The 26,270-nt window shown below is 59.8% G+C and carries 30 protein-coding genes and 2 tRNA genes; 25 read left to right on the forward strand and 7 right to left on the reverse strand.

The window, feature by feature from the left end; translation table 11 throughout:
- Window positions 1-340 precede the first annotated feature (340 nt).
- The 6 genes from IFJ82_RS06145 (at window position 341) to IFJ82_RS06170 (ending at window position 9,906) form a co-directional block, all read left to right on the forward strand.
- Complete coding sequence (locus IFJ82_RS06145) at window positions 341-1,984, forward strand: ribonuclease J (RefSeq protein ID WP_062809066.1); 1,644 nt, start codon at window positions 341-343, stop codon at window positions 1,982-1,984.
- Window positions 1,985-2,325: 341 nt separating this feature from the next.
- Window positions 2,326-3,645 carry a proline--tRNA ligase gene (gene proS / locus IFJ82_RS06150; protein ID WP_062809915.1) on the forward strand — a complete coding sequence of 440 codons (1,320 nt, stop codon included), beginning with the start codon at window positions 2,326-2,328 and terminating at the stop codon, window positions 3,643-3,645.
- A 5-nt stretch (window positions 3,646-3,650) separates the two neighbouring features.
- Entirely contained in the window at window positions 3,651-4,898 is a 1,248-nt protein-coding gene (locus IFJ82_RS06155) for a lipoprotein-releasing ABC transporter permease subunit (protein ID WP_192265946.1), read from the forward strand.
- A complete protein-coding gene (locus tag IFJ82_RS06160) occupies window positions 4,891-5,598 on the forward strand; it encodes an ABC transporter ATP-binding protein (RefSeq protein ID WP_192265948.1) in 708 nt (235 codons plus the stop codon). The genes IFJ82_RS06155 and IFJ82_RS06160 overlap by 8 nt, the downstream gene beginning before the upstream one ends.
- Before the next feature lie 51 nt (window positions 5,599-5,649).
- Window positions 5,650-9,078 carry a DNA polymerase III subunit alpha gene (dnaE, locus tag IFJ82_RS06165; protein WP_062809064.1) on the forward strand — a complete coding sequence of 1,143 codons (3,429 nt, stop codon included), beginning with the start codon at window positions 5,650-5,652 and terminating at the stop codon, window positions 9,076-9,078.
- 456 nt (window positions 9,079-9,534) lie between these two features.
- A complete protein-coding gene (locus IFJ82_RS06170) occupies window positions 9,535-9,906 on the forward strand; it encodes a hypothetical protein (protein WP_075595098.1) in 372 nt (123 codons plus the stop codon).
- A gap of 519 nt (window positions 9,907-10,425) precedes the next feature.
- On the opposite strand, the gene IFJ82_RS06175 is transcribed toward IFJ82_RS06170, so the two are convergent.
- Both IFJ82_RS06175 and IFJ82_RS06180 read right to left on the reverse strand, forming a co-directional pair.
- On the reverse strand, window positions 10,426-10,662 hold the full coding sequence (locus IFJ82_RS06175) for a CsbD family protein (protein WP_048859340.1): 237 nt from the start codon (window positions 10,660-10,662) through the stop codon (window positions 10,426-10,428).
- Window positions 10,663-10,779: 117 nt separating this feature from the next.
- A complete protein-coding gene (locus IFJ82_RS06180; protein WP_192265952.1) occupies window positions 10,780-12,129 on the reverse strand; it encodes an MFS transporter in 1,350 nt (449 codons plus the stop codon).
- 109 nt (window positions 12,130-12,238) lie between these two features.
- Here IFJ82_RS06180 and IFJ82_RS06185 point away from each other — a divergent pair, with 109 nt between their 5' ends.
- The 5 genes from IFJ82_RS06185 to IFJ82_RS06205 all read left to right on the forward strand — a co-directional run bounded on the left by IFJ82_RS06185 (window position 12,239) and on the right by IFJ82_RS06205 (window position 13,800).
- Complete coding sequence (locus IFJ82_RS06185; RefSeq protein ID WP_003620698.1) at window positions 12,239-12,622, forward strand: tRNA-binding protein; 384 nt, start codon at window positions 12,239-12,241, stop codon at window positions 12,620-12,622.
- Entirely contained in the window at window positions 12,622-13,107 is a 486-nt protein-coding gene (gpt, locus tag IFJ82_RS06190) for a xanthine phosphoribosyltransferase (protein ID WP_192265955.1), read from the forward strand. The genes IFJ82_RS06185 and gpt overlap by 1 nt, the downstream gene beginning before the upstream one ends.
- Before the next feature lie 184 nt (window positions 13,108-13,291).
- Window positions 13,292-13,368, forward strand: a tRNA-Pro gene (locus tag IFJ82_RS06195).
- Window positions 13,369-13,389: 21 nt separating this feature from the next.
- Window positions 13,390-13,695 carry an ETC complex I subunit gene (locus IFJ82_RS06200; protein WP_003620694.1) on the forward strand — a complete coding sequence of 102 codons (306 nt, stop codon included), beginning with the start codon at window positions 13,390-13,392 and terminating at the stop codon, window positions 13,693-13,695.
- A 28-nt stretch (window positions 13,696-13,723) separates the two neighbouring features.
- Window positions 13,724-13,800: transfer RNA gene (locus tag IFJ82_RS06205), tRNA-Arg, on the forward strand.
- Between the two features lie 79 nt (window positions 13,801-13,879).
- Here the strand turns inward: IFJ82_RS06205 and IFJ82_RS06210 are convergent.
- The 3 genes from IFJ82_RS06210 to IFJ82_RS06220 all read right to left on the reverse strand — a co-directional run bounded on the left by IFJ82_RS06210 (window position 13,880) and on the right by IFJ82_RS06220 (window position 16,661).
- Window positions 13,880-14,800 carry a tyrosine-type recombinase/integrase gene (locus IFJ82_RS06210; RefSeq protein ID WP_192265965.1) on the reverse strand — a complete coding sequence of 307 codons (921 nt, stop codon included), beginning with the start codon at window positions 14,798-14,800 and terminating at the stop codon, window positions 13,880-13,882.
- 257 nt (window positions 14,801-15,057) lie between these two features.
- A complete protein-coding gene (locus IFJ82_RS06215; RefSeq protein WP_192265968.1) occupies window positions 15,058-16,527 on the reverse strand; it encodes a hypothetical protein in 1,470 nt (489 codons plus the stop codon).
- Complete coding sequence (locus IFJ82_RS06220) at window positions 16,524-16,661, reverse strand: hypothetical protein (RefSeq protein WP_192265971.1); 138 nt, start codon at window positions 16,659-16,661, stop codon at window positions 16,524-16,526. The genes IFJ82_RS06215 and IFJ82_RS06220 overlap by 4 nt, the downstream gene beginning before the upstream one ends.
- Window positions 16,662-16,690: 29 nt before the next feature.
- On the opposite strand from IFJ82_RS06220, the gene IFJ82_RS06225 reads away from it, so the two are divergent.
- A complete protein-coding gene (locus IFJ82_RS06225; RefSeq protein WP_192265974.1) occupies window positions 16,691-16,942 on the forward strand; it encodes a hypothetical protein in 252 nt (83 codons plus the stop codon).
- A 7-nt stretch (window positions 16,943-16,949) separates the two neighbouring features.
- On the opposite strand, the gene IFJ82_RS06230 is transcribed toward IFJ82_RS06225, so the two are convergent.
- Window positions 16,950-17,144 (reverse strand): hypothetical protein, encoded by a 195-nt coding sequence (locus IFJ82_RS06230; protein ID WP_192265977.1) that lies wholly within the window; start codon window positions 17,142-17,144, stop codon window positions 16,950-16,952.
- Between the two features lie 2 nt (window positions 17,145-17,146).
- Between IFJ82_RS06230 and IFJ82_RS06235 the strand changes: the two genes are divergently transcribed.
- From IFJ82_RS06235 to IFJ82_RS06270, 9 genes are all read left to right on the forward strand, one after another.
- The gene (locus IFJ82_RS06235) at window positions 17,147-17,452 is read left to right on the forward strand and encodes a hypothetical protein (RefSeq protein WP_192265979.1); all 306 of its coding nucleotides are present in this window, start codon (window positions 17,147-17,149) and stop codon (window positions 17,450-17,452) included.
- A gap of 96 nt (window positions 17,453-17,548) precedes the next feature.
- A complete protein-coding gene (locus IFJ82_RS06240) occupies window positions 17,549-17,992 on the forward strand; it encodes a hypothetical protein (RefSeq protein WP_040512071.1) in 444 nt (147 codons plus the stop codon).
- Window positions 17,989-18,480 carry a hypothetical protein gene (locus IFJ82_RS06245; RefSeq protein WP_003620649.1) on the forward strand — a complete coding sequence of 164 codons (492 nt, stop codon included), beginning with the start codon at window positions 17,989-17,991 and terminating at the stop codon, window positions 18,478-18,480. The genes IFJ82_RS06240 and IFJ82_RS06245 overlap by 4 nt, the downstream gene beginning before the upstream one ends.
- A gap of 2 nt (window positions 18,481-18,482) precedes the next feature.
- Complete coding sequence (locus IFJ82_RS06250) at window positions 18,483-18,821, forward strand: hypothetical protein (RefSeq protein ID WP_075595108.1); 339 nt, start codon at window positions 18,483-18,485, stop codon at window positions 18,819-18,821.
- 72 nt (window positions 18,822-18,893) lie between these two features.
- Window positions 18,894-19,214, forward strand: coding sequence for a hypothetical protein (locus IFJ82_RS06255; protein WP_225578798.1), 321 nt, complete (start codon window positions 18,894-18,896; stop codon window positions 19,212-19,214).
- Window positions 19,215-19,373: 159 nt separating this feature from the next.
- Window positions 19,374-19,526: a hypothetical protein gene (locus IFJ82_RS15690; protein ID WP_225578799.1), complete on the forward strand. Its 153-nt coding sequence runs from the start codon at window positions 19,374-19,376 to the stop codon at window positions 19,524-19,526.
- Complete coding sequence (locus tag IFJ82_RS06260; protein WP_225578800.1) at window positions 19,514-19,795, forward strand: hypothetical protein; 282 nt, start codon at window positions 19,514-19,516, stop codon at window positions 19,793-19,795. The genes IFJ82_RS15690 and IFJ82_RS06260 overlap by 13 nt, the downstream gene beginning before the upstream one ends.
- Before the next feature lie 6 nt (window positions 19,796-19,801).
- The gene (locus IFJ82_RS06265) at window positions 19,802-20,002 is read left to right on the forward strand and encodes a hypothetical protein (RefSeq protein WP_003620639.1); all 201 of its coding nucleotides are present in this window, start codon (window positions 19,802-19,804) and stop codon (window positions 20,000-20,002) included.
- Window positions 19,999-20,139 (forward strand): hypothetical protein, encoded by a 141-nt coding sequence (locus IFJ82_RS06270; protein WP_178388429.1) that lies wholly within the window; start codon window positions 19,999-20,001, stop codon window positions 20,137-20,139. Before IFJ82_RS06265 ends, IFJ82_RS06270 begins: the two co-directional genes overlap by 4 nt.
- A gap of 132 nt (window positions 20,140-20,271) precedes the next feature.
- Here the strand turns inward: IFJ82_RS06270 and IFJ82_RS06275 are convergent, their stop codons facing one another.
- A complete protein-coding gene (locus IFJ82_RS06275) occupies window positions 20,272-21,468 on the reverse strand; it encodes a phospholipase D family protein (RefSeq protein WP_192265984.1) in 1,197 nt (398 codons plus the stop codon).
- 563 nt (window positions 21,469-22,031) lie between these two features.
- Between IFJ82_RS06275 and IFJ82_RS06280 the strand changes: the two genes are divergently transcribed.
- The 4 genes from IFJ82_RS06280 (at window position 22,032) to IFJ82_RS06295 (ending at window position 26,188) form a co-directional block, all read left to right on the forward strand.
- Window positions 22,032-22,361: a HigA family addiction module antitoxin gene (locus IFJ82_RS06280; RefSeq protein ID WP_192265987.1), complete on the forward strand. Its 330-nt coding sequence runs from the start codon at window positions 22,032-22,034 to the stop codon at window positions 22,359-22,361.
- On the forward strand, window positions 22,358-24,154 hold the full coding sequence (locus tag IFJ82_RS06285) for an HsdM family class I SAM-dependent methyltransferase (protein WP_192265989.1): 1,797 nt from the start codon (window positions 22,358-22,360) through the stop codon (window positions 24,152-24,154). The genes IFJ82_RS06280 and IFJ82_RS06285 overlap by 4 nt, the downstream gene beginning before the upstream one ends.
- The gene (locus IFJ82_RS06290) at window positions 24,151-25,215 is read left to right on the forward strand and encodes a BsuBI/PstI family type II restriction endonuclease (protein WP_192265991.1); all 1,065 of its coding nucleotides are present in this window, start codon (window positions 24,151-24,153) and stop codon (window positions 25,213-25,215) included. The genes IFJ82_RS06285 and IFJ82_RS06290 overlap by 4 nt, the downstream gene beginning before the upstream one ends.
- 214 nt (window positions 25,216-25,429) lie before the next feature.
- A complete protein-coding gene (locus tag IFJ82_RS06295; RefSeq protein ID WP_192265992.1) occupies window positions 25,430-26,188 on the forward strand; it encodes a hypothetical protein in 759 nt (252 codons plus the stop codon).
- The last annotated feature ends 82 nt before the right edge of the window (window positions 26,189-26,270 follow it).

Below are 26,270 nucleotides of genomic sequence, written 5' to 3' on the forward strand. Positions count from 1 at the left end.
TGGCATGGCATGTGGTCGTGGATCGTATGCGATGGAACGGCCGGAATTCATAATGCGTTTGAGCATGGGGGATTACATGTTAATCCCTTATACCCATATTGATGGGTATAGAGGGTCATACGACCTGCGTTTGAGCCCCCGCTCCCGCCGACGCACCACCACAGGTGGTCGTCATGGGGATGTGGGTGTGGCTTCGCAGGGGGGGATTGACCGTGACGCGCGGTGGCGTCGGGTAAGGGTTTTGCCCCGGGGCGGGGCACATTGGAACGGAATTCTGGTGGGGGGTGCGCCCCTGCCTGTCTGAAAACGGAAATATGAACAGTGAACAGAAGGGTATCATATGAATGACATGACTGAACTGGAATTTCTCCCCCTGGGGGGAACAGGCGAAATCGGGATGAATCTCAATCTTTACCGCCAGGGCGAAAGCTGGCTGGCGGTTGATTGCGGCATCGGCTTCAGCGGCAACGATACGCCCGAAGCTGAAATCCTTCTGCCTGATCCGGTTTTCATCTCCGAACGGCGCAAGGATCTTGTCGGGCTGGTCATCACCCATGCGCATGAGGATCATCTCGGCGCGGTGGCCCATCTGTGGCCGCAACTTGGCTGCCCGGTTTATGCCACGCCGTTTGCCGCCGCTGTCCTGCGGCGCAAGCTGGGGGAGGCACAGTTGCTCCAGCAGGTGCCGATCCATACGATCCCGACCGGTGGCGCGTTCCGCGTGGGCGAGTTCGACCTCAGCTTCATTCCCGTGACCCATTCCGTGCCCGAGGCACAGGCCCTTGTCCTGCGCACGCCGCAGGGGATCGTGGTCCATACCGGTGACTGGAAGTTCGATCCGAACCCGCTGGTGGGACCGCCGACCGATATTGCCGCGTTCGAGGCGCTGGGCCGTGAAGGTGTGTTGGCGATGGTGTGCGACAGCACCAATGTCCGCACCGAAGGCCCGTCGGCATCCGAAGCGGATGTCCGCCAGGAAATGACGAAGCTGATCGCGACGCTGGAGGGACGGGTCGCGGTGACGTGTTTCGCCAGTAATGTCGCGCGCGTGGAGACGATTGCAAAGGCCGCGAAGGCCGCCAACCGTGTCGTGGCCGTCGTGGGCCGGTCGCTGCGTAATCTGGAGGTCGCGGCGCGTGAGTGTGGCTATCTTTCCGACGTCGCGCCGTTCCTGTCGGAGCAGGAAGCCAATTCCGTTCCTGACGATCAGATCCTGCTGATCGTGACCGGCAGCCAGGGCGAGCCACGTTCTGCCCTGTCGCGCATCGCGGTGGATACGCATCCCAACATTTCGCTGGGCGAGGGGGATAACGTCATCTACAGCAGCCGCATGATCCCGGGGAACGAGCAGGCGGTCATTCAGGTGCAGGACAACCTGACGCGGCGCGGGGTCAACGTGATTACCGATCGTGACCATCTGGTGCATGTATCGGGCCATGCGACGGGGGGCGACGTGCGCCGTCTGTATGCAATGGTGAAGCCGAAATACCTTGTCCCCGTGCATGGCGAATGGCGTCACCTGACGGCCAATGCCGCGATTGCGCAGGAACTCGACATCACGCCGATCCTGCTGGAGGATGGCGATATCCTCAATATGAAGGATGCGTCCTTCGATGTTGTCGATACCGCGCCGACCGGGCGGCTTGTCCTTGATGGCGGTCGCCTGTTGCAGATGAATGGCGGCGTGCTGTCCGCGCGTCGGCGCATGCTGTTCAACGGTGTCGTGCTGGGTAGTTTTGCGGTGGATGAGGAAGGCTACCTGATCGGGGACCCGAAGGTCAGTGCGCCGGGTCTGCTGGATGCCGAAGACCCCGAGACCGCGCGCGTGACGGAAGAGTTTGGCAACGCGCTGGATGAAATTCCCGACGAACTGCGTGAAAATGACGTGACGTTCCGTGATGCGGCCAAGACGGCCCTGCGCCGTGCGCTGGGGCGGAAGCTGCAGAAGCGTCCGCTGGTGGACGTGCATCTGCTGCGGGTCTGATGGTGTCGCATCCTGTCACGTAATCGGCGGGGTGGTGAATTTGAAATGGCAGGGGACAGCGCACCGTCTCCTGCCATTTCTTTTTTATAGGACGTTTTTTCCCTAAACCCGGCGGCGTTTTCGACACTCGGATCGTGGCGACAATCTAGACATGGCCCACGTGGCGTGTCACCTGCCTCACGCGGATGTTGAACGGCGCGGAGGGGCGTTTTCGATCACGCTTGGGTGTGGTGATGCAACCCGCCGCCACATGTCGTGCATATGCCCCATTCCACGCTTCATATTATTGGGTTACGGTTCGCGCCATCTGGATCGGTTCTGAATATAAGGTTGATACGCACATGCGTCTGTCACGCAGTTTTCTGCCCACACTCAAGGAAAATCCCGCAGAGGCGCAGATCACCTCGCACCGCCTGATGCTGCGGGCTGGCCTGATCCGCCAGACTTCCGCCGGGATTTATGCGTGGCTGCCAGCGGGCCTGAAGGTCCTGCGCAACATCGCCAACATCGTGCGTGCAGAGCAGGACGCCATCGGGGCACAGGAAATGCTGATGCCCACGTTGCAGTCTTCCGAATTATGGAAGCGTTCGGGGCGTTATGACGCCTATGGGCCGGAAATGCTGCGTATCCGTGACCGCCATGAACGTGACCTGCTGTATGGACCCACGAACGAGGAAATGGTGACGGACCTGTTCGGGCAGGTGGTCAAGTCTTATCGCGAACTTCCGCAGGTATTGTATCACGTGCAGTGGAAGTTCCGTGATGAGGTGCGTCCCCGTTTCGGTGTGATGCGCGGGCGTGAGTTCTATATGAAGGACGCCTACAGCTTTGATGCGGATTATGATGCGGCTGTGGATTCCTACCGTCGCATGATGCTGGCCTATCTGCGCACGTTCCAGCGCCTGGGTGTAAAGGCGATCCCCATGGTGGCCGATACCGGGCCGATCGGCGGTGAACTCAGCCACGAATTCCTTGTCCTTGCCCCCACGGGCGAAAGCGGCGTGTTCTTCGATGGCGCGTTTGAGGAACAGGACTGGCTTTCCGAAGAGGTGGATATCGCCGATCGTGCCTCGCTGGCGAAGTTCTTTGCGCGCATGACATCGTTCTATGCCGCGACGGACGAGAAGCATGACGAGGCGCAATGGGCCAAAGTCCCTGTCGAGCGTCGCCGCGAAGGGCGCGGGATCGAGGTGGGGCATATCTTCCACTTTGGCCGCAAATATACGGAATCGATGGATATTTCCGTCAGTGGTCCCGATGGCGCACCGCTGTTCCCCGAAATGGGGTCATACGGCATCGGCGTTTCGCGCCTTGTCGCCGCGATCATCGAGGCCAGCCATGATGAACAGGGCATCATCTGGCCTGAAACTGTTGCTCCTTTCGGTGCTGTCATCATCAACCTCAAGAACGGCGATGCGCAGTGTGACGAAATCTGCGAACGGCTTTATGCCGCAGCCCCTGACCGGCTGCTGTATGATGACCGTCCAGAGCGCGCGGGCGTGAAGTTCGCGGATGCCGACCTGATGGGCCATCCGTGGCAGGTCATCGTCGGGCCGCGCGGGGCGAAGGCCGGGGTGGTGGAGTTGAAGAACCGCGCGAGTGGCGAGCGCAGCGAACTGCCGGTTGACGCGGTGCTGGCCCGCATTGGCGTGGGCACCTGATCCGCATGTTCGGTCCCTTTGAACGTGCCGTCGCCGGGTGTTACCTGCATGCCCGGCGGGGGGAGCGGTTCGTGTCGGTCATTGCGATTTTTTCCCTTGTGGGGATCGCGCTTGGTGTCGCGACGCTGATTATCGTCATGTCGGTCATGAACGGGTTCAAGGCCGACCTGCTGGGGCGGATACTGGGGCTGAACGGGGATCTTAGCGTCTATGGCATTTCGCGTACGATTTCCGACTATGACGCGCTGGCGGGGCGGATACGCAAGGTGCCGGGGGTCGAAAGCGCAAATCCCCTGATCGAGGCGCAGGTGCTGCTTAATTCCGGGGGCTATAACGCCGGTGGCCTTGTGCGCGGGATGACGCAGGCTGATTTGCAGGGGCTGAAGGAAATCAGCGGGTCGCTGGTGGCCGGGTCCCTGGATGAATTCGGGTCGGACGATACCATCGTCGTCGGCACGACCCTGGCGGAGCGCGCGGGCCTGAGTGTGGGCGCGCGCCTGACGCTGGTGTCACCCAATGGGGCGGCGACGGCCTTTGGTACGATGCCACGTGTCCGGGCCTATCGCGTGATTGCGATTTTCGATGCGGGCGTGAATGATTACAATGCCAGCTATGTTTTCCTGCCCCTGCACGCGGCGCAGGTCTATTTCCAGATGCCGCGGCAGGTGACGCAGATCCAGGTCATGACCCATGATGCGGAAAATGTCGGTCCCATCCGCGCGAATATTGAACAGGCGCTTGGTGGCACGCAGGTGCGCGTCATGGACTGGACACAAAGCAACAACGCCTTTTTCGGTGCGGTGCAGGTGGAACAGAACGTCATGTTCCTGATCCTGACGCTTATCATCCTTGTCGCGGCGTTTAACGTGATTTCGTCGCTTATCATGATGGTCAAGGACAAGACGGCTGATATCGCCGTGCTGCGCACGCTTGGGGCGACACGGGGGGCGATCATGCGCATCTTTCTGATGTGCGGGGCGTCGGTGGGCGTGACGGGTACCTTTGTGGGGACAGGGCTGGGAATCGTGTTCTGCCTTAACATTGAACATATCCGTCAGGGATTGCAGAAGATCACCGGCACCGACCTGTTCAATCCAGAGGTGTACTACCTCGAACACCTGCCGGCAAAGCTGGTGTGGGCGCAGGTGTTCGAGGTGATTGCCATGGCGCTTGTGCTGTCGCTGCTGGCGACGCTGTATCCATCATGGCGGGCGGCGCGGACCGACCCGGTGGAGGCCCTGCGCCATGAATGAACCGACGTCCCCCCTGCCGCTGAGGCTTGAGCGGGTCAGCCGCTCCTATCGCAGTGGGGAGGAAACCTTGTGCGTCCTTGATGGCGCGGATCTGGTGCTGCATCCGGGCGAGATCGTGGCCCTTGTCGCGCCGTCGGGCACGGGTAAGTCCACGTTGCTGCACCTGGCCGGGCTGTTGGAATATCCCGATGCGGGGCGCGTGGTGATCGACGGTGTTGATGCCGGGCGGCTCAATGACATGCAGCGTACGGAAATCCGGCGTGATCGCATTGGCTTCGTCTATCAGTTCCATCATCTGCTGGCGGAATTCACCGCGCGGGAAAACGTTATCCTGCCGCAGATGATCGCAGGTGTGTCGCGCCGCCATGCGCGTGAACGGGCCGACGAACTGCTGGGTGCGTTCGGGCTGTCGCACCGGCTGGATCACCTGCCGGGCAAGCTGTCGGGGGGGGAGAAACAGCGCGTGGCCATTGCGCGTGCGTTGGCGAACCGTCCGCGCATCCTGCTGGCGGATGAACCGACAGGCAACCTGGATGTGCAGACATCCGACACGGTGTTCGACGCGCTGATTGCGATGGTGCGCGATCATGGGGTCGCGGCCCTGATCGCCACACATAACATGGACCTTGCGGTGCGCATGGATCGTATCGTGACATTGCGGGATGGGCAGTTGGTGGAGGTCACGCCCACCACCGCATAACCGGCGCATGGGGCGTTGCCGCACCCTTGCACGCTGCGATAGAATGCGGGCATGTCCCATGCCAATTTCATCCACCTGCGTGTCCATTCCGCCTATTCGTTGAGTCAGGGGGCGATCCGCGTTCCTGAAATCATCAGCCTTGCGCATGAAATGCGCATGCCCGGTGTTGCAATTACCGATACGGGCAACATGTTCGGTGCGCTGGAATTTTCGCAATATTGTTCCAAAAAGGGGATACAGCCCATCATTGGCTGCCAGATCGCACTGCCCGCGCGGTGTGACAAACCCGGCAGCCCCGCCGAACCGATGGTCCTGCTGGCGCGGAATGAAACCGGCCTGATGAACCTGCAATACCTGTCCTCGGCCGGGTTTTTGCAGCATGAAACGGATGAACCGACGGTACCGCTCGACATACTATGCGATCGTGCGGACGGGCTGTTCCTGATGACGGGCGGCACGCGCGGGCCGCTGTTTCGCATGCTGGCCGAAGGGTTGGAGGCGGATGCCGCGCGGCTGCTGGCACGACTGCATGCGGCATTCGGGCGGTATATGGCGGTGGAACTGCATCGTCATGGCCTGTCGGTCGAACGTGCGGTGGAACCGGGGATGATCGCGCTGGCGGATCGTGCGGGTATTCCGCTGGTGGCGACGAACGAATGTTTCTTTCCCCGACCGGATATGTACGAGGCGCATGATGCCCTGCTGTGCATTGCGCAGGGGCGTACGATGGCTGAACAGGATCGCTGGCGTGTAACGCCCGAACACTGGTTCAAGCCGCCGCACATGATGCGTGAACTGTTCGCGGACCTGCCAGAGGCCTGCGACAACACGCTGGAAATTGCGCGCCTGTGCGCGATCAAGGTGGAGACGCGCAAACCGTTGCTGCCGGTCTGCCCCAAGGTGGCGCCCGGTGCGACGGAGGATGAAACCTTGCGCAGCATGGCGCGCGACGGCCTGGAACGTCGCCTTGCGCGCATGGATATTGATGAACAGACACGCCAGACCTATGAGGAGCGGTTGGCTTTCGAGCTGGATATTATCGCCCGTATGGGATTTCCGGGCTATTTCATGATCGTTGCGGACTTCATCCAGTGGGCGAAGGCGCATGACATTCCGGTCGGGCCGGGACGTGGGTCGGGTGCGGGATCGCTTGCGGCATGGGCGCTGACGATTACGGATATCGACCCGATTCCGTTCAACCTGCTGTTTGAACGGTTCCTTAATCCCGAACGCGTGTCGATGCCTGACTTTGATATTGATTTTTGTCAGGACCGACGTGACGAGGTCATCCGTTATGTCCGGCAGGAATATGGCCCCGACCGTGTGGCGCAGATCATTACGTTTGGAAAGTTGCAGGCCCGCGCCGCAGTGCGCGACGTGGGGCGGGTGCTTGGCCTGTCGTTCGGCATGGTCAACAAGGTTGCCGAACTGATCCCCAATAACCCGGCCAAGCCTGTTACCCTGAAACAGGCAATCGACGGGGAGCCGCGCCTTCAGGAAATGCGCGACAATGACGAGACATTGCGCCGCCTGATGGAAATCGCCCTTCAACTGGAGGGGCTGTTCCGGCATGCCAGTACGCACGCAGCCGGTGTCGTGATCGGGGATCGTGAGCTTGTGGAGCTTGTGCCGCTGTATCGCGATCCAAAAAGCGACATGCTGGTCACGCAGTACAACATGAAGTTCGTGGAGCAGGCGGGACTGGTCAAGTTCGACTTCCTTGGCCTGACAACCCTGACGATCCTGCAACGCGCGGCGCAGTTCCTTGAGCGGCTGGGCGTGACAGTGGACCTTGCCGCATTGCCGCTGGATGATGCGCTGACCTATGACATGCTGGCGCGCGGTGATACCGGCGGGGTGTTCCAGTTCGAAGGGGCGGGCATGCGCGACGTGCTCAAGCAGATGCGCCCGACCCGGCTGGAGGATCTGATCGCGGCGGTGGCGTTGTACCGACCGGGTCCGATGGCCAACATCCCCGATTATTGCAGGCGCAAGCATGGGGAGGCATGGGAGCCCCCGCACGAGGAAATCCGCGATATCCTGTCCGAGACCTATGGCATCATGGTCTATCAGGAACAGGTGATGCAGATTGCGCAGAAGATGGCCGGCTACAGCCTTGGCGGTGCGGATCTGCTGCGCCGTGCGATGGGCAAGAAGATCCGTGCGGAGATGGACCAGCAACGCGTGATCTTTACCGAAGGGGCGACCAAGCGCGGTATCGAGCATGACAAGGCGGTCGAGGTTTTCGACCTGATGGCCAAATTTGCCGACTATGGCTTTAACAAATCCCATGCCGCGGCCTATGCGCTGGTGTCGTACCAGACGGCATGGATGAAGGCCAATCATCCGGTGGCCTTTCTGGCGGCATGCATGTCTCTGGCGCGGGAAAAAACCGAAAAGCTTGCGGCCCTGCGGCAGGAGGCCGAGCGTCTGGGCATCAAGGTCCTGCCGCCAGACATCAATGCGTCGGATGCGGATTTCACGGTGGAAAAACTGCCGGATGGGGAATATGGCATCCGTTACGCTCTGGCGGCGGTCAAGAAGGTGGGGCTGAGTGCGATGCAGGCACTTGTCGCCGTGCGTGGCGAACGCCCATTCGCCGATATGACGGATATCGCCGCGCGCATCGACCCGCGGAATGTGAACAAGATGCAGTTGGAAAACCTGGCACGTGCGGGGGCGTTCGACACCATCCTGCCCAATCGTGCGCAGGCCTGTGCCGCAGCCGAAACGGTGTTGCGCCGTGCGCAGTCCCACGCGCAGGAGGCCGCAAGTGGCCAGATCGGCCTATTTGGTGGCGGGGGGGAAGCCACCGCGCAAGAAACATTGCGCCTGCCTTCGGTCCCGGACTGGCCTGAATTCGACCGCCTGAACATGGAGGCCGACGCCATCGGCTTTCACCTGACGGCCCATCCCCTGGATTCCTATGGTCCGTTGATGCGGCGTCTGGGCGTTGTGAAATCCACCGGGTTGGAGACTGCGGCGGCCGCAGGCATTACGCGTGTGAAAATCGCGGGATGTGTGGTCGATCGCAAGGAACGGCCAACACGGACCGGTAACAAGATGGCGTGGGTCCGCCTTTCGGATGCCAGTGGCGGGTGCGAGGTCACATTCTTTTCCGAAGTCCTGTCCCGCTCGCGCGAGATCCTGAGCGCGGGGAATGCAGTTGTTGTAACGGCGGAACTGCGACTGGATGGGGAGGCATTGCGCATTACCGCGTCCGATGTGATGGAACTTGAACAGGCAGCGGCAGATGCTGCGGCTGAATTGCGGATATGGTTCGACCGTGCGGATGCCATTGTGCCCATCCGTGATATTTTGCAGGGACATAGTGGGGGGCGCGGGCGTATTATCCTGCTGCCTTCGGTGGCGGAAACGAGGGATGTGGAGGTAACGTTAGGCGAACGTTACCGCGTGACGCCACGTATCGCGCAGATGATCAAGTCGATTGAAGGTGTGGGCCGCGTTGAACAGTTTTAGAGACTGTTTCAAGAATTGGACCAGTAATGCGCTGAAATCATAAGAGACTGTTTGAAAAGTCAGGCTTGATAACATACTGTAATTATAAAGATTTTTGGTGAAGCTTTTTCTAAAAAGCTTCAGAAGACGCCGCCTTTTTGAAAAAAGGCGGCGCCCAAAAGCTTTGCTTATTTTTTATCAATGATTTGGGTTCAAACAGTCTCTAAAGATTTGTGGAGAGTTAAAGGCAACGTCTTTTTAAACCTTTTCTTTCAAATCTTTCACGTTTCCTTGCCTGAACCGGTCGTGTCAGATCTTCGACAGGGTTTGTCGGGTGTGCGCATGACAGGTTCCAGTCCACGCGCGTATCGCGCGAGAGTGTGAACAGCCCCGTCCCGGTCCGTGCGAAACTCCTTCATATGAGGCGACGTTCATCACAGGTCATCCGATGTAATTCCCAGAAAGGGGAGACACTCAATGACCGAATCCAATTTCTTTACCCGTGCGGGTGATTTCCTGACCGGTGCGACGGGCGATCAGTCGGGCCTGATTACCGTGCTCAATGAAATGCTGGGGCCGATCACGCGCAAGGACCAGCCCACACGGCTGGAGACGCGTTCCCGCACCCCCGATGTGTTCGATGCCGTGTCACAGTGGCAGGAGCGCGACAATCCTGCACCTACGACCGAAAGCATGATCCATGCCCTGTTTTCCCCTGAGGAAATCAGGAAATTTTCGGAGGAGACTGGTTTGTCTTCTCCCGCCGCGATGGAAATCCTGAAGGTGATCGTGCCCCTGTGCGCGCGCGATCGTAAAAAGCGGCAACTGCGCGCATCTGATACTGCCTGAACGCTCCGACCGGGGAGGGGAAGATGAAAATTCCATCTGTATATCTGGTGTTTCTGCCATGGCTTATGCCCGTTTCCATCGCCGGTATGGGAATGGGATGGCATATGGAATGAAGGCAGGGGCTATGGCTCGTGCCATTCCACGACCGCTCTGTGCATCATCGTGAAACCTGATGGTTCATGCACAGAGATCGGTCATAGGTCACTTCTGTGCCTGTAGGGCATGTGGGATCAGGCGGATTGGGGTGGAGACGCGTATCGCGGGAGGGCATGTCCTTTTCCGCCTTCCATCGGCAGGTGCGCCTGCGGGTATCAAGGGGCAGTGTGTTTTTTACCCGGATTGATGCGCATCATGCACACTGTCCGAACATGCGCTGATGAGGATTAAGGTATTTTTGGAAAATGCAGAAATATTCTGTAGATCTAGGAGATTGCCGACTGCGTGGCCTTTCCATGGAAAAGCCCCGACCTGCATGCGCAGTGCCGGGGCCATTGTAAGGGGGAAATGCCGAACGTGGCGTTACTGAAAGCGGATCAGGTGGGCGCGGCGGTCCCGTCCCAGGTCATAGGCCCCGCCCTGTTCAAGGATGGCCTGGTGGATACGGTCCACCCGTTCGGTATGGCGACGGCCGCGACGTTTCTGCGCGATGCCCCGCGCCTGAAGGTTTCTGCTGCCGGCAGCACGTCCAATTTCGTGTTTAAGCTGCCCCATCAGAATATTCGTTTTTGCAAAGAGCATGTCCGTGAACTGATACATGTCACCTTCTCCTTGATGGTGGCCGCACTTTGATGGGCGTCCATCACAAGATGAGCATAACGCATTCCTGATATGCAATAAAAAACATACTCGTGGAGCGTGTAATTTTGTTGCGGATCAGTCCGCATGGATATCATCCAGCCGGTCGAGGCGGCGCAGGCCGGGAAACATCCGCATCCACAGCAACGTGACCACGATGGTGCCCGCCCCGCCCAGCGCCACGGCCTCCACCGGGCCGACAAGTGATGCCAGCATCCCGCTTTCGAATTCCCCCAGTTGGTTGGAGGACCCGATAAACAGCATGTTGACGGCGGAGACGCGCCCACGCATGGAATCGGGCGTGCGTAGCTGTACCAGCGCCCCACGTACGACCACGCTGATGACATCGGCCGCCCCAAGGACCGCCAGCGCAAAGATCGACAGCGGCATGGAGGTGGAAAAGGCGAAGACGATGGTTGCCACGCCAAATGTCGCGACGGCGGCGAACATGAAGGCGCCCGCATGTTTGTTGAGTGGTTTCCACACAAAGAACAGGGCACACGCGACAGCCCCCATGGCCGGCGCCGCCCGCAGCAGGCCCAGCCCGGTGGGGCCTGCATGCAGGATGTCGCTGGCATAGACAGGCAGCATGGCCGTCGCCCCACCGAGGAGCACGGCGAACAGGTCCAGTGAAATCGCCCCCAGCATGTCGGGGCGTTCACGCATGAAATGCCAGACCTCCATGAACATGGAAACCGACAGCGGCTGGCGTGCCCGTGCCATGTTGCGCAGGGGAAGGAGGAACGTGCCCAGCATGGCCATGCCAAAGCCAAGCGCACAGACCATATAGCACACGCCCGCCCCCGCACCGTAAAGCACCCCCCCCACCGAAGGCCCCGTCACCGCCGCCGCTTGGAACAGGGAGGATGAGACCGCGGCGGCGCGTGGAAACATGTGCGGCGGTACGATGGAGGGAAGGAAGGTCTGCTGGCATGGCATTTCAAATGCCCGCGCCGCGCCGAAGACCATGACCATGGCGTAGATCATGCCCGGTGTCGTCCACCCCCCGAATGCGGCGATGGCCATCACCAGTGCGGAGGTGGCCTCGACCGCCTGGCATGTCATGGCGATGCGGCGGCGGTTCATATGGTCGGCCGCATGTCCCGCCACCATGGTCAGGCAGATCATGGGCAGGAACTGCGCCAGTCCTACCATCGCAAGGGCGCGCGCGCTGTGGGTCAGGGCATAGATCTGCCAGCCCACTGCCACCGCCTGCACGCATGATGAAAAGGAAGATGACGTCCGCGCCATCAGGAACGCCAGAAGGCCGGGATGATGCACCAGCCGGCCTGGTGGCGGGGTGGGGGCGCCACCGGCGCAATCCCCTGCAATGTTGTGCGCGTCGGGGCGCGCATCGGCGGTGTCGGTGGCGTGGGCCGGCGGGGGGATGTTTCCCGGTGGGGCGGGAAAATTCTTCGATCGCGTCATGATGCCCTACGCTATAGCAGCCAGAGGGGTGAATTCGACACGAATTCCCTATCGAAAAGGAATGATCGCAGGTTTACAAGATGACGCGAACACAGGCAGAAACATTCCCATGACAGACCTTGCGCAGCCCCCCGTACCGGACATGTCCGCACCGGATGTTTCCGCCGGTGCCGGGATGGACGGGCACCTTGATATCCGGGTCGGCACGATACTGGAGGCAAGCCCGCTTCCCGATACGTATCGTGACACCTATCGGCTGCGAATCGATTTCGGGCCGCATATTGGCGCACGCACGTCGGCCGTGCGGGTCAATCACCGCTATACGCCATCACGGCTGGCGGGGCGGCAGGTCTGTGCGATTGTCAATGTGCCGCCACGCCAGATCGGCCCGTTCCGGAGCGAGGTCCTGACCCTGAGCATGCGTGACCAGAAAGGGGAGGCGGTATTGATCCGTCCGGACAGTCGCGTCCCCGACGGAGGAAAACTGTTCTGATGGCAACCAGTTATGCAACTGTTACGTGGGACCAGCTTCATCGCGACGCCCGCCAGTTGGCGGCGGAGCTTATGCCGCGCGGCCCATTCCGGGGGATCGTGGCGATTACGCGCGGTGGCCTGATCCCGGCTGCGATCATTGCGCGGGAACTGGATTGCCGCCTGATCGAGACGGTGTCCGTCGTCACCTATGACGAGGAACAGCAGGGCAGCGCGACCGTCATCAAGCAGCCGGAGGCCGCAGGCGACGGGGAAGGTTTCCTGATTATCGACGATCTGGTGGATTCTGGCGTTACGGCGCAGGTCGTGCGCGGGCTGCTGCCCAAGGCGCTGTTCGCATGCCTGTATGCGAAACCTGCCGGCCGGTCCCTGACGGACCTGTTTGTGGTGGAGGTGCCGCAGGAAACATGGGTGCTGTTCCCGTGGGATACCGCGCCGCTGTTTATCCCGCCCCTGGCACGCAGGGATGATACCCCCAGATCCTGACCCAATCTGGCGCGGTGGCATGGCATAATATGTGGCGTTATACGTGGCGTTCACGGGAATGCGTTGTCGTCCCACCGTGTTTTCATGGCCGTGCGGGTTGTCATCAAAGGGGGCAAAGCGATACTTTTTTCAATAAGGTGCTTGCCAGCGCGGCCAATGACACATAGTTTCCCCCACATGGTGACGGGGCGTGGCGCAGCCTGGTAGCGCGCGTGTTTTGGGTACACGAGGCCCCCGGTTCGAGTCCGGGCGCCCCGACCACCATAATGGGAGATCGTTTTAATGCGTGCCCGGATTTACCAGGAAGCAAAGACAGCCACACAGTCGGGTCAGGCCAATACCCATACATGGGTGCTGGAATATGGTCAGACGCAGCCCCGGCATGTTGATGCCCTGATGGGATGGACCGGCAGCCGCGATACATTATCGCAACTGCGCCTGCAGTTCCCAACACAGGATGCTGCCGTCGCCTATGCCCGGCACAATAATATTGGCTATGATCTGGAACTGCCTGTTCCACGTGTGCGCAGGCCCAAGGCTTATGCCGATAATTTCCGTTCCGACCGTATCCAGAACTGGACGCACTAGCTTCCATCTGGCACAAGGGGGGTGCTCCGCGCCCTTAGCTCAGTTGGATAGAGCAACAGCCTTCTAAGCTGTGGGTCGTTGGTTCGAATCCAACAGGGCGCGCCATTTTTCAATGACTTAGCCTTCAAAAAAAGTTTGCACGATTGGCATGTGGTTTGCAGATGGTTTGCACATGCATCATGGGTCATCCCAGACGTCCGCGTGTTGCTGCAATCGAGACGACCTTGCTGATCTTGCGGTCCTGGTGCCGCTCCCACAGTTGCATGCCAGCGATCGCGACCTCGGTGCGGCGGGGCAGGTACGTGTCGATGATTCTCTGGCAGTAGTCGATGCCGTGACCGCTGATGGAGGCGATCTGGGGTGTCGTGGCCCCGGCCTCGGCCAGGCGCACGATCCCGGTGCGGCGCAGGTCACGGCGCTGGCGATGATTTTCCTGAAGGTGGGCGCGGACTTCGTCCTTCGTCAGGCCCTCTTTGAACAACTGCTTTGCCGTGCTGAACGCCATCTGTCGCACGACCTGGTCCCACGCACGGCTGAAATTGCGTCGGGCCCAGGGCCGGCCCGTCGGGCTTGGCACCAGCAGTCGGGGGGCAGGGCTGCCTGTCCGGGCGACCCTCCTGCCGGTCCTGCCTGCCGTTTCCTGCTCGATCTGTCGCATCCGTTCACGAATGCGACTCGCCAGCCTTTCATGGATGGGAACATCCAGCAGCGTGCCCGTCTTGGACTGACGCAGGGCAATGAACAGGCGCCCATTGCGTTCCGAAATCAGCGACGCATCCATGGACAGCACGTCGCTCGGTCGCTGAACGGTATAGAGCAGCAGCATGTAAGCCAACTGGAGTGTCGGCCGGGCGCGCTCTACAAACGCGTCCTCCATTTCATAGCTCCAGATCTGTACACGGCTGGGGATGCGCAATCGGCCAAAACGTTCTGCGACATTTTCGCTGACAATGCCCTGATCCACGGCACCGGAAATGGTCAGTTCATCGGGCTTGTCAAAGAGGACGGCAGTCCATGCCGGATCGCGTTCAGGGGCAGCACCGTGATGCGCGACGGGCGCAGGGTCGGGCTGGCGCGTGGATCGATGGCATGGACGCCCCCCCATGATGATGCCTGACCGACTTCCATTCTGGCCGCGCTACCTGACCAAAAAACTGGCGGCGTTCTACCTTGGGGTAAGTGCCTCGACCTTTGATGACGAGGTGAAACAGGGGTGGTGGCCCCCTGCCCGGCCCCGCGGTGGTCGAGGAGGACGGTTAACGTGGGACCGCATGCTGCTCGACCTATATGCCGACCGCGCTTCCGGGATCGGGGTGGGGGCACCGGCTGCAACCGGCGCCCCCGTTCCTGCGGAACGCCTGGTCACGACGCCATCTCTAGTGGAGAGAATGAATGCCACGCTTCCGCAGAACCGGACTGAACATCGTGCGCAAGAAACGCCACGACGGTTCGGTAATTGAATATTTCTATGATCGTGCGACCAAGAAATTCCTTGGTCATACGCGTGAGGCGGCCCTTGAGCGCCTGAACTTTCAGGACCCATTGACCGAGGCGGGCATTGTGCCCGGATCCATTAGCGCCCTGATCGTGGATTACCTGGCCGACGAAGAAGCGCAGAGCCGCCTGCGCGCCAGCACCCGGCGACTGTATCGCGGGTATCTCGACCGCATGCGCGATGATTGGGGCGACATCGCGGCCAGGGCGATTACCCGACAGGAAATCATGGCGATCAAGAAGCGCATGCTGGGCACCCCGCGCAAGGCCAACCAGATTCTGTCGCTGTTGCAGATCCTGCTGGCCCGCGCCAAGGATCTCGACGTCGTAGATCTCACGACCGAACTGCAGGTCCTGAAACAAGCCCTGCGCAATACGGTGTTGTTCTGTCATCGTGCGCCTCTTGCCCGGATAATCTCCCGCTCCACGCGTGACAGGATCCAGTGCAACACCGGAACCGGCATCGACCAATCCCGCCGCAATGATCTGTCGGCAGGCGAACTGGATGGCCCCGATCTGTCGGCGCTGCGAATAGGTCCAGTCGTAGGTTTCCTCCACACTGAGTTCGTGCAGGCATCTCAGATTGGCAGTGGCTGGATCAGCGAGACGCCGCTCCAACTCGTCTTTGATACGCCAGCGGCCTTCATGGGTGGCGACCATGGAAGGGGGCGTATATTTCAGAAATCCCGACCACTCCCGACCGTACAGATCGTGCCACAGACTTAACCAGCGTTCCCAACAGGGGTCATATCGATAGATACGATCCACATCACAATCGTCGATCCAGGTGCGGTAGATGTCACTTTCGGAAATCTTGACGACAAACCTGCGTGGATCTGTCGCCGTCAGGTCATCACAAAAATCGTCCTGTGTGCCGGCAGCAACCGCCCGTCGATAGTCCTGGCAGGTATGGCGATAGCCGTTGCGCAGTTTCGTGCGGATGGTCTCGTACCGTTTACGGCCGTCTTTTTCGACCAGGACGTTGCGCAATCTCTCGGTACCGTTCAACTCCTCAATGACGGGTGCATTCGCCCAGGTGATGATGTCCTGCAACGTGCGCACCTCGTCATAGGCTCGGGCTTTTCCTGATTTTTCCATCAGGTATTCGAACTCAGCATCGACGGCCCATGTGACGGCCCCCGCGAACGTCGCGCACGCAGGAAAGCAGGTCAGGATGATATCGTCGAAATCACCACACAGGATCAGTTTCCCCCGTATCCACGTCAGGTTGAACCAGTAGGCTGATCCACCGCTCGGTTTCCGGAAATGGAAGGTACGGGTTTCGGCCTCCACCATCTGGTGATTGGTGATTTCAGGCGGTGTCGTAAGGCGCGTCATGGCAGGCACCCGACGAATAACAGCACCAACACACCCCAGATCACCGAAAACAGCAGGGCGTAGGCCGCAACCTCCTCGGCCGTTGGCAGGCGGTCGCGCAGGCGTTCGGCCTGCCGTCCTGACAGCGGCATCATGGCGTGGCGCAACTGCCGGGTCGTCGGACGTGTCCGGGACGTTTCGCAATGATTGCGGGAACTGCGGACTGGACGGGCAATCGGGGGCGCTGCAACTCTCCGGGTCCGGGGGTGTCGGGCCGGGGGGCGTGGGCGGCGCACGGTCGGGGGATCTGGGCGGTGTGTCCGGTGCGGCCCCCGGTGCAGGTGGCGGGGGTGCGTATGACTCTGGCTTTACCGGGAATTCGTATGCGGGCGGTAACGGTGCGTCAGGCCAGTTTTATTACAAATGGCTGCCGTAACGGCATGTCAGGGCACGGACCTGTCCCGGCGGGGGCGTGGGGCGGGGCGTCGGCCATTCCACCGCACGCGATTCACATAATGCAGCCGGGTGATGTGCGGATGCACAGGATTGGCGGCGGCGATGGGGGCCGTGGATCGGGGATCGCCTGCAAAATCAAACTCAACAGCACCGGCGCATTTCATGGCCGTGATGGGGAACATTCATGACAACCACAACAGTGCAGACCTATGCCGTTTACCTGACGGCCGCGACCAGCGCGCATCCGGCCGGATACGTGGTCGATAACGTCGAATGGGACGGTGCCTCCGCATGGACGCCCCCAGCAGGGACCACCCTCATTGCTGACCCCGATCGCAAATACCCGATCGGCAGCACCTATGGCGCGCCCGCAGCCGCCACGACAGCAACAACGACAGCAGCCACGGTCACGCCCACGACGACAACGCCCACGACAGCCACCACGACCACGGCGGCAACCACGACTGCGGCGACATCCACCACGACCTGACGGCGCACTGCATGGATCATGCCCTGTCATATGCGCCTGCCATACGCACCTGCCATCACCGTCCCTTGGGGCGGTTTTTTATTGCCTGGAACAAAGATGACCGAAGATCCGGATGTGCAAGACATCCTCGATGACCATGGGGAACGTATTGGCTTCCTCGAACGCTGGCGCAACAGTGCTGACGGAAAGATTGACGACACCCGTCGGGAGGTCGGGGCCATCCGGGCCGAAATGCAGGCCCAGTACGCCGCGACATCGTCCGCACTGGATCGGCAGTCACGCGACATGCAGGGCCTGACCCGTCAGCTTGCCGAACATACCGGCGCGCAGAAAGAGCGGAACCGGCTGGACCAGGACGCGCTGACGAAGGCGCGGATTGCCGAAAGCCGCTGGAAAAAGCGATCCGCCGTCCTTGGCATCATCTTCACGCTGCTGGCCATGGTCGGGGGCACCCTGCTGTCGAGCCAGACATGGGATGACTATTTCTTCGCCAATGTCCCGTTCCTGCATCGTCCCCATGTCATCGGGTCCCCCCAATGACCGGCCTGTGTATCGCGCAGTTCCGGCATGAAATCGTCGCCCCCGCCCTGGCGCATATCGGGCTGGGCGGGGATGCGGCGGTCAGCCTGCTGACCGGGACGGCGCTGGTGGAAAGCGGCCTGACCTATGTGGCGCAGGTCGTATCAGGGGGCACCGGCCCCGCGCGTGGCCTGTGGCAGATGGAACCCTTCACCCATGACGATATCTGGGCCACGTTCCTGTCGGATGCGCGCATGGCCTCCCTGCGCGGGGCGGTGCTGGACCTTGCCTCCCAATGGCCCGCGCGGGTGTCCCAGCTTCCGGGCAACCTGCCCTATGCCTGCGCCATGGCGCGGCTGAAATATTACCGCGCGCCGGGTCCGCTGCCTGCGGCCGATGATGCGGCGGCGCAGTGCCGGTACTGGAAATCCAACTACAACACGGCGCTGGGCGCGGGGGCGGCGGATGGGCCGCATATCGCCCTGTTCCAGCGCGCGATCGAGGCGTGACCATGGATCCACCCACATTTCTGCAAGATGTCCTGTCGATGCTCCCGACGCAATATGCCGGGGATGTCGCCGTGATCGTGTCCTTCCTGATCTCCACCTGCGCCCTGATCGCACGGTTCTGGCGCCCGCCGGATCCCGCATCCCGCTGGGTCGTGGTCTGGACAGTCGTGACCGCCATCGCCCAGGCGCGCGGATGGAATCTGCCCGCCTACCAGCCGGGGAAAAAGGCCGCGATGGTCCCGACGACGGTGCCGCGCCAGACGGTCGAGCAGCTGCTCGACGTGCCGCCGGGCTCGACCCGTCCGGGCAAGCCCCCGGCGCGGGCATCCCCGCCCGGCTGACTGACCGGTTCCGGATCAATCACCCATCCCCAACCGCCCGAGAGGCGGTTTTTTCATATGGAGACGCCAGACATGGCTGACGACACCACCACCACCATTCCCGCCCTTGAACGCCTGATCGAAACCGCCCTGGGCCAACGCGACACGACCGCCACGCAGGCCGATATCGCCCTGGCGGGCAACCTGCTGCAGACGCTGATCCCGGTTGTTGTCGAAAAGGCGGCGCCGAATCTGGACCTGTCCGGCATCGATGCGGCCCTGACCAGGATCCTGACCGGCATCACGGACCTGAAAACCGCAATCGAAGCAAAGCCCGCCACAACGGCCGCCACGGTTGCGCCCGCCACGGTCGCGATCCCGCATCCGATCGTACCGGGCCAGCCCGCACGCTGATCTGTCAACCTGATCCGGGCGATCTGTAAACCGGCCGCCGGACTGCCTCTATCCTGACACCTGAAAAATAGCCCACCCGTTTCCATGCAGAAATGGCCGTTTCCTGCGGCCTGTATGGATGGGTGGGCTATTTGCGTTTCCAGACTGGAAAACCAGCCCATGACCACATGTAAACCCCGTGCCCGATATGCTGCCCTGGCCGCCCTTGCGGGGCTTGCCGCCTGCGCCAGCAGCCCGCAGGGCAAGCTGCGGCAGTCGGTCTATGACATCGACAGCGCCTATCACGTCATTGCCGCCCCATGCCTGACGTGATGGCGGGCAAGCTGCCGGGCGTCACGTTGACGGCCGCCGAAAAGACGCTGGTGAAATCCGCAAGCCAGGGCGTGTTTGACGAGATCGCGTCCCTTGAAACCTCGATCGCGGGGGGAAGTTCGATCACCGCCCCCGCCGTTTCCGCGCTGGAGGCGGATTTTGCATCATTCGAAACCTGCTGGACCGGCGTCAAGGCCGGGCAGCAGCCCCCGGCCTGCGCCGGCATCGCCACCACAGCCACCACCAACACCACCACAGCGGGGAACTGACACATCATGGACGTCACGGAAATCGGCGCGATCGCCAGCGCGGCCAGCGCAGTGCTGGCCCTGATTGAAAAATACGGCCCCGAGGCATGGGCCACCATCAAGGAAGCGGTGGAAACCACCAAAAGCACCACCGGCCCCACCCTGGCGGAGATCGAGGCGATCTACACCAGGTGCAAGGCCGACAACGCCGCGATTCAGGCATCGTGAGCCTGTTTGTCGCGGGCCTGCTGGTCGGGTTCACCGGCGGCCTCATCTCGGCAGGTGCCGGGGTGGGGCTGTTCCTGTGGCGTCAGCAAAGGCGCGCACTGGCGGTGCGCATGGCGCTGGGAAGCCCGGATCACTGATCCGCTGTGGCTGTGCGAGAAATAGCAGCGCCACACTCAATGCTGCTGCCTGTCTGCCGCAATCCATAAAGCAGACTGGCAGTTATGGGGGGGGGAGCGGAATGTCGGCTTCTGGGTCAGAATCAGTCGTTTTCAAGATGGATCGTAGAAAATAGCATCCAGAAGAGCAGATCTACCATCCCATATTTGACCATTAATTCCACTAGGACGAGCAGAATTCCACCAGAGACTAGAACATATTGGCTCAATTAGTTCTTTCCAGTAGTTGTCTATATTTATTGCGGAAGCCGACAACCCAAGATGGGCACTAAGCCCAGCCTTATTGTGCTTGTCAATACATACGAAGCAATCCGGCCTTTTCATAGCCAGTAAACGGCTTGCGGAGGCAATGCCGCCTACACGAACTTCATCTTTGAACGCATTGCAATAATGTAAAACAAACTCATTGTAGTTATCTTGTGTAATTATTCCTGTTGGAGGAATACAATTTATGGCATCACTAATCTGCTTAGAGTTTTCATTGATTTTTTTTCTTAGAATACCAAAGCCGAACATACTACCAAACAACCCCCAATCCAGCCCGGTCAATTGACGCTCTTTCTCTCCAAGAGTTCCTGCTATAGCTTTGCGATCTTCCACGCCAAGATCTGAAAATGAGCTTACTTTATTGAGTAAAAACCGTGCTCTTCTAAGCACTTTAAGACGTTCTTTTAAATGATCTTCGCTGCGAACTTTTTTGATAAATTCATCCCAACTCATCTCTATAGGGTCTATGCCACCAGACGGGGTTTTAGGCCGCCTCAAACGAGTGAAATTTTCCAGTGATGTTCGTGCCACTTTAGTCGCAGCGTGCTGAATACGATAAGATCGTAGAAAATCAGCGTCTATGACAGAAGCCTGCTCCCAACACTCAGAAGATATAAACTTACGTACATTTTCAAAAATTTTTTCGTCAGATGTACCTTCAATTAAACAACACGCTTCTACGTTTCCACTCATTGCAGAATTGGTAAAATTTGCGCTACCTATAAGTATAGAAGATCTATTTCCAGATTCAAATAGATAAATTTTGGGATGAAATGTAGCTCCGTCAGGAGCTATGACCCGAACTGATTTCAACCCTACAAATTTTTTAAGAAATTCTGGCGATGTTTGATAAAAATGAGTACCGATAACTAGGCAAGATATTTTTTCTCTATACTGAATTAGATATTCTGAAACCGGATTATCGGATCCCCACGCTACAGACCAGTAGAATTTCTTGTATTCCTGCATTAAACGTTTCAACGTTTCTGCGATATATTCACTATGAACATAGTTTATATTCATTTCTTATCAATGCTTTCCTGTAAAAAATAAAAATTACAACAATCCAGAAGTTTATGACAAGATAAAAATTTCTTTTGGATCACAGAATATCAACCTGAAATAGATTTATTGTAAGATAACTAAAGTCTCTTTTGGGGAAGCGCTCTATCTTATATTTATGTCCGACATGAAGGCGACTGCCGCCTGTCTGCTCTTTTATCATTGAACAGGCAGGCAGCTTAGGGGGGGGAGCGGTAGGTCGGTTATCGGCAAGCGGTAACCGGAAGCAGCCATTCGGTGCGTTCATGTTCATGACTATTATCCGACCAGATCACGACGCTCCTTTGTGTCCACTCGGACGTCTATTATTGACGAAAGCGACTGTTTGTGGATTTTGAACTCAGTTTAGAACTGGACTCTGTCGCGAAAGAGTCATGATTACTTTGAGAAACCGCAACTTTCCGTCCTACGTTAGCCAACCGTCTCTCCCGCTCTTGGTGCGAACATTAAGAGAACAAAGGATCTTGTAAAGTGACTCTTTACAGTGTACGGTTTAAAGATAGCCGTGCGCAGGAGGCGAGCAAATGAGAGATGCAGTTCGCTTGAAAGATCCCATTCATCCTGGCTGGTTTGTTAAAAGCAAAATCATAGAAAATCATGGGCTTTCTGTGACTGACGCCGCACAGGCGCTTGGGGTTATGCGTCCAGCGTTGTCGGCACTGCTAAATGGTCGAGCACATCTCTCTCCCGATATGGCTTTGCGCATCGAGAAAGCTTTTGGCTTGTCTTTAGAAACACTCATGCAAATGCAAAATAGCTTCGACATTGCACAGGTGCGAAAACGGGCAGCTGACATCAAGGTTGTTCGGTTTGCGCCGAAATCGGCGTCTGCGAACAAGGTAAGGAATTCGTGATCTTGAAATCGTCAGTCAAAGTGAAAAAGGTCGCTCCAATTGAGATGGCAGTGACGTTTGACACAAAGCGCATCGAGCTTTCGCGCGCCCGCATCATGGCGCGTGCTTGGTCGGAGACGATCACGGAAACGCGCCGTACCAGCCAGGCAGCGTTGTTTGCGCGCGCGGCCATGGAGGCCTTCGCTGCCGACGTTGTGCCTGGCTTCGCCCTGAGCGGCCCGTTTGTCGCTGTGCGGGGAAGGCTAGATGCCACCGCACGCCAACTGGCGCAGTCGATTGGACAGGAAGCGACAGCGCTTCCCCTGCTGGAAGGCTGTCATTTCCTGACGAGCCTCTACACGGCGCTGCTCCCTGGTAAGGAGCGCAGCGCCCTCGGCGCCTTTTATACGCCGCCGGCTTTGACGCATCGGCTACTCGATCTCGCCGGCGAGGGCGGCTTGGACTGGTCGAGCGCGCGCGTGCTCGATCCGGCGAGTGGTGGCGGCGCCTTCCTGCTTGAAGCGGCCACGCGCATGCGCCATGCGCTTGACGGCAGCGAACCGGCTTTCATCCTCGCCCAGCTAGGCACCCGCCTCTCGGGCTTCGAGCTTGATCCTCATGCGGCGGGGCTATCGCAGGCCGCCCTGGAAGTCCTGCTGTCCGACTTGAGTGCGGCGAGCGGCCGCAAGGTGCCCGTGTTCGTGAAAGTCTGCGACACGCTTGAGGAAACGCCAACGGCGCAGTTCGATCTCGTGGTCGGCAACCCGCCTTATGGCCGAGTAACGCTAACCGCTGCGCAACGCAGCCGTTATGCGCGTGGCCTTTACGGCCATGCCAACCTCTACGGCGTCTTCACCGACATCGCCCTGAGGTGGGCGCGGCCAGAAGGTATGATCGCCTACCTCACCCCAACGAGCGTGCTGGGTGGGCAGTATTACACCGCCTTGCGCCAGCTTCTCGCGGCAGAAGCGCCGCCGGTCGCAATCGACTTCGTGCATGCCCGGCGCGGCGTTTTCGAGGATGTGCTGCAGGAAACTTTGCTCGCGCTCTACCGCAAGGGTGGGGAACGTCAGCGTTTCCAAGTCCATTACCTCAACGTTGATAACGAGCGCGAAGCGCGCCTGACCAAAAACGGCAAGGTCAGTCTGCCTGACGATGCCGGTGCGCCTTGGCTTGCGCCGCGCGAACCCGCCCATGTGGGATTGATCAAGGCAGCAGAAGGCATGGCCGCACGCCTTTCTGATTGGGGCTATGGCGTGTCAACCGGCCCGCTCGTCTGGAACAGGTTCAAGCCGCAAATGCGTGGCCGCGCGGCGCGCGGCCGGCATCCGCTTATCTGGGCGGAAGCAGTGACAGCAGACGGCCGTTTCATTTTTCGCGCCGAGAAGAAGAACCATGCGCCTTACTTCAAGACAGAAGCTGGGGATGGCTGGCTGGTCGTCGATCAATCCTGCGTGCTCGTGCAACGCACGACGGCCAAGGAGCAACTGCGACGCCTGATCGCGGCCGAGCTGCCGCAGTCGTTCATCGACGCGCACGACGGAGTTGTCATCGAAAACCACCTGAACATGGTACGCGCAATCGGTAAGCCGAAAGTGACACCCGCAGCGGTCGCGGCCGTGTTAAATAGCGATGTGGTCGACCAGATATTCCGCTGCATCAGCGGAAGCGTCGCCGTTTCCGCGTTCGAGCTGGAATCCATCCCGCTGCCGCCCTTCTCTGCCATAGCGCCGATCGAGCGTCTGGTCGCGAAGGGCGCGACACGCGCGGCGATCGAAAAGGTCCTATGCGGCCTCTATGGCCTCAAAGCATGACATTGCCTGCTCTGCTGTCCTGGAACGACATTCACGCCCGCCTTCCCGAGATATTCCCGGAGGGCTCCGCGAACCGCGAGCGTTCGGTCTGGGAAATCGCCGCCAAGACCATCTTCGTGATGCTCTATGCCGGTGCGGTCGAAGGCGCAGAGCGGTGGATCAGGCCCGATCAGGTCACACGCATGACGGACGAGCAGGCCACACAGGCGGGTGACGACGCGCGCGATGCCTGGGCGAAAGCCTCGATCAAGCCAAGCAAGGCCGATGTGCCGGGCCGTTGGTATGCCGTGAACACGCGGGAATCCATCCGCGACGACACGATCCGCTATGCTCTGATCCAGAACGGCGCCGTCATCGAGCGCCCCGGCCTGGCCACCACGTCACCGGCGGGACGTTATGCCCTGCAGGGTGATTTCACGGCGCTGCTGGCGCCCGATCTCAATGAGGCCACGTTCATCGCGAAGGCGGCAGCCTGGCGGGAAAAGCACCTTAATGCTGGCGCGCTCGCGCGCATCGCGATCGTGCGCAAAGGCGCCGCCGGCGGCGGTGCCTACGAGCTGGTGACGTTCCCCAACGGCGAGACACGGCGCATGGGGGCCGGGCCGAGCGCCGACATTTCAAAGGCGGTCATAGAGGTCTTCGCGCCGAAATTCCTGACAAAGCCCGGTGTCATTACCTTGAGCGAAAGCGGCAACAAGGTCGTGGCGCGGGATGATGAACTGGCCAAGGCGATCGGCCTGACGATCCCGGCCGACAAGAGCCTTCCTGACATCGTGCTGGTCGATCTCGGCCCGCAGCACCCGCTGCTGATCTTCGTCGAGGTCGTGCACACGGACGGCCCCGTCAACGATGCCCGAAAAACTGCGCTCCTGCAGATTGCCGAAGGTGCCAGATTCGCACCGCAGCACGTCGCCTTCGTGACGGCCTATCTTGATCGCGCCTCGCTTACTTTCCGCAAGACAGTCAGCGGCCTTGCCTGGGGCAGCTATGCCTGGTTTGCGTCAGAGCCGGATAACCTCATCATCTTCAGCGGGAAGCCGCACCAGATCGAAGGCGGCTGATGGCGTGCCGCGCGCGACAGTGGGGCCACCATCCGGGAACTCGGGGAAGTGACGGGCTGAAGCCCAATACAGTCCACGCTGCCCTCTCAACCCCTCGATTCAGCGGGCGCAGTATCGCGGTTGAACTGGTCGGGGAGGCAAGGCGCTATCGGATAACGACGGATTAGCTGCGTCGCGCGAAGGCGAGCACACGTTTGCTGAAATGTGTCAGCTCTTGGTCGTTGATGGCTTCCGTTTCATAGGCAGCATTGGTGTCGTGGTGGAAGCGGTTCGCGTAGGCGAGCAGCGCGCGCAGTTCGTCGATATCGGGCTGGCTCAATATTTGGTTCTGCTGCCCGGCGCGCTGCTGGCAAATGCCAAGGAACGGCCCGAGCAGCATGCCTGGTTGAAATGTGGCCGGGTAGGCCACGCGCATAAAGGCTTCGAGGATGTGGCGCAGCGCAGCGGCGACACGCCGCTTGACCGCCGGGTCCGCCGCGTGAAGGTGTGCTTGCACAAGGGCGTGCCGCCGGTCGTGTTCGGTGATGCAGTCTTGGTTTACGTCCCAGAGGCGCGGCAACTCGACCTCGGCTATCGCGGTTCATCGTTGAACGTACCCGGTTCGGTGGGCGGCAAAGTGCAGGCGGGCGACCGCGCACCCGATGCACCCTGTCGCGGACAGGGTGGGCAGCGGACACGGCTGTTCACGGTTTTTAAAGGGCCTTACTGGACCTTGCTCGGCTATCAGCCACGTGACCGCCCGTCGGGCATCGCGGGGATCCGTATCGTCACCGTCGGCGCGGGGCAGGAACTCGTCGACGATAATGGCCATATTGCCGAGGCATACGGGATCGACCCTGGTCAGTGGGTGCTCGTGCGTCCAGACGGTTACATCGCCGGGATTTTTTCCTCCGATGGGCTTGAACCGCAGCTTTCGCAATATCTCGCGCAAATGCTGCCGTTACGCCCGGTTGATATGTTTGAAGGGTCATGATCGGGGGGGGGTAAACAGAATGTCTGCTTCAACAGCGAACGTCCAATGCATCAACGAAATATTGGACAAAATTTCTGGACGA

The sequence above is a fragment of the Novacetimonas hansenii genome, assembly GCF_014843995.1.
Lineage (GTDB): Bacteria > Pseudomonadota > Alphaproteobacteria > Acetobacterales > Acetobacteraceae > Novacetimonas > Novacetimonas hansenii.

Coding starts and splice junctions, on each gene's coding strand:
- IFJ82_RS06240 (WP_040512071.1), top strand. CDS start 17,549: ATGACCGAAGATCCGGATGTGCAAGACATCCTCGATGACCATGGGGAA.
- IFJ82_RS06170 (WP_075595098.1), top strand. CDS start 9,535: ATGACCGAATCCAATTTCTTTACCCGTGCGGGTGATTTCCTGACCGGT.
- IFJ82_RS06260 (WP_225578800.1), top strand. CDS start 19,514: ATGCCTGACGTGATGGCGGGCAAGCTGCCGGGCGTCACGTTGACGGCC.
- IFJ82_RS06215 (WP_192265968.1), bottom strand. CDS start 16,527: ATGACGCGCCTTACGACACCGCCTGAAATCACCAATCACCAGATGGTG.
- IFJ82_RS06290 (WP_192265991.1), top strand. CDS start 24,151: ATGACATTGCCTGCTCTGCTGTCCTGGAACGACATTCACGCCCGCCTT.
- IFJ82_RS06160 (WP_192265948.1), top strand. CDS start 4,891: ATGAATGAACCGACGTCCCCCCTGCCGCTGAGGCTTGAGCGGGTCAGC.
- IFJ82_RS06175 (WP_048859340.1), bottom strand. CDS start 10,662: ATGTATCAGTTCACGGACATGCTCTTTGCAAAAACGAATATTCTGATG.
- IFJ82_RS06200 (WP_003620694.1), top strand. CDS start 13,390: ATGCGTGCCCGGATTTACCAGGAAGCAAAGACAGCCACACAGTCGGGT.
- IFJ82_RS15690 (WP_225578799.1), top strand. CDS start 19,374: ATGACCACATGTAAACCCCGTGCCCGATATGCTGCCCTGGCCGCCCTT.
- IFJ82_RS06220 (WP_192265971.1), bottom strand. CDS start 16,661: ATGATGCCGCTGTCAGGACGGCAGGCCGAACGCCTGCGCGACCGCCTG.
- IFJ82_RS06145 (WP_062809066.1), top strand. CDS start 341: ATGAATGACATGACTGAACTGGAATTTCTCCCCCTGGGGGGAACAGGC.
- IFJ82_RS06275 (WP_192265984.1), bottom strand. CDS start 21,468: ATGAATATAAACTATGTTCATAGTGAATATATCGCAGAAACGTTGAAA.
- IFJ82_RS06230 (WP_192265977.1), bottom strand. CDS start 17,144: ATGTTCCCCATCACGGCCATGAAATGCGCCGGTGCTGTTGAGTTTGAT.
- dnaE (WP_062809064.1), top strand. CDS start 5,650: ATGTCCCATGCCAATTTCATCCACCTGCGTGTCCATTCCGCCTATTCG.
- IFJ82_RS06265 (WP_003620639.1), top strand. CDS start 19,802: ATGGACGTCACGGAAATCGGCGCGATCGCCAGCGCGGCCAGCGCAGTG.
- IFJ82_RS06255 (WP_225578798.1), top strand. CDS start 18,894: ATGGCTGACGACACCACCACCACCATTCCCGCCCTTGAACGCCTGATC.
- IFJ82_RS06245 (WP_003620649.1), top strand. CDS start 17,989: ATGACCGGCCTGTGTATCGCGCAGTTCCGGCATGAAATCGTCGCCCCC.
- IFJ82_RS06155 (WP_192265946.1), top strand. CDS start 3,651: ATGTTCGGTCCCTTTGAACGTGCCGTCGCCGGGTGTTACCTGCATGCC.
- IFJ82_RS06185 (WP_003620698.1), top strand. CDS start 12,239: ATGACAGACCTTGCGCAGCCCCCCGTACCGGACATGTCCGCACCGGAT.
- IFJ82_RS06210 (WP_192265965.1), bottom strand. CDS start 14,800: ATGGGGGGGCGTCCATGCCATCGATCCACGCGCCAGCCCGACCCTGCG.
- IFJ82_RS06235 (WP_192265979.1), top strand. CDS start 17,147: ATGACAACCACAACAGTGCAGACCTATGCCGTTTACCTGACGGCCGCG.
- gpt (WP_192265955.1), top strand. CDS start 12,622: ATGGCAACCAGTTATGCAACTGTTACGTGGGACCAGCTTCATCGCGAC.
- proS (WP_062809915.1), top strand. CDS start 2,326: ATGCGTCTGTCACGCAGTTTTCTGCCCACACTCAAGGAAAATCCCGCA.
- IFJ82_RS06180 (WP_192265952.1), bottom strand. CDS start 12,129: ATGACGCGATCGAAGAATTTTCCCGCCCCACCGGGAAACATCCCCCCG.
- IFJ82_RS06280 (WP_192265987.1), top strand. CDS start 22,032: ATGAGAGATGCAGTTCGCTTGAAAGATCCCATTCATCCTGGCTGGTTT.
- IFJ82_RS06250 (WP_075595108.1), top strand. CDS start 18,483: ATGGATCCACCCACATTTCTGCAAGATGTCCTGTCGATGCTCCCGACG.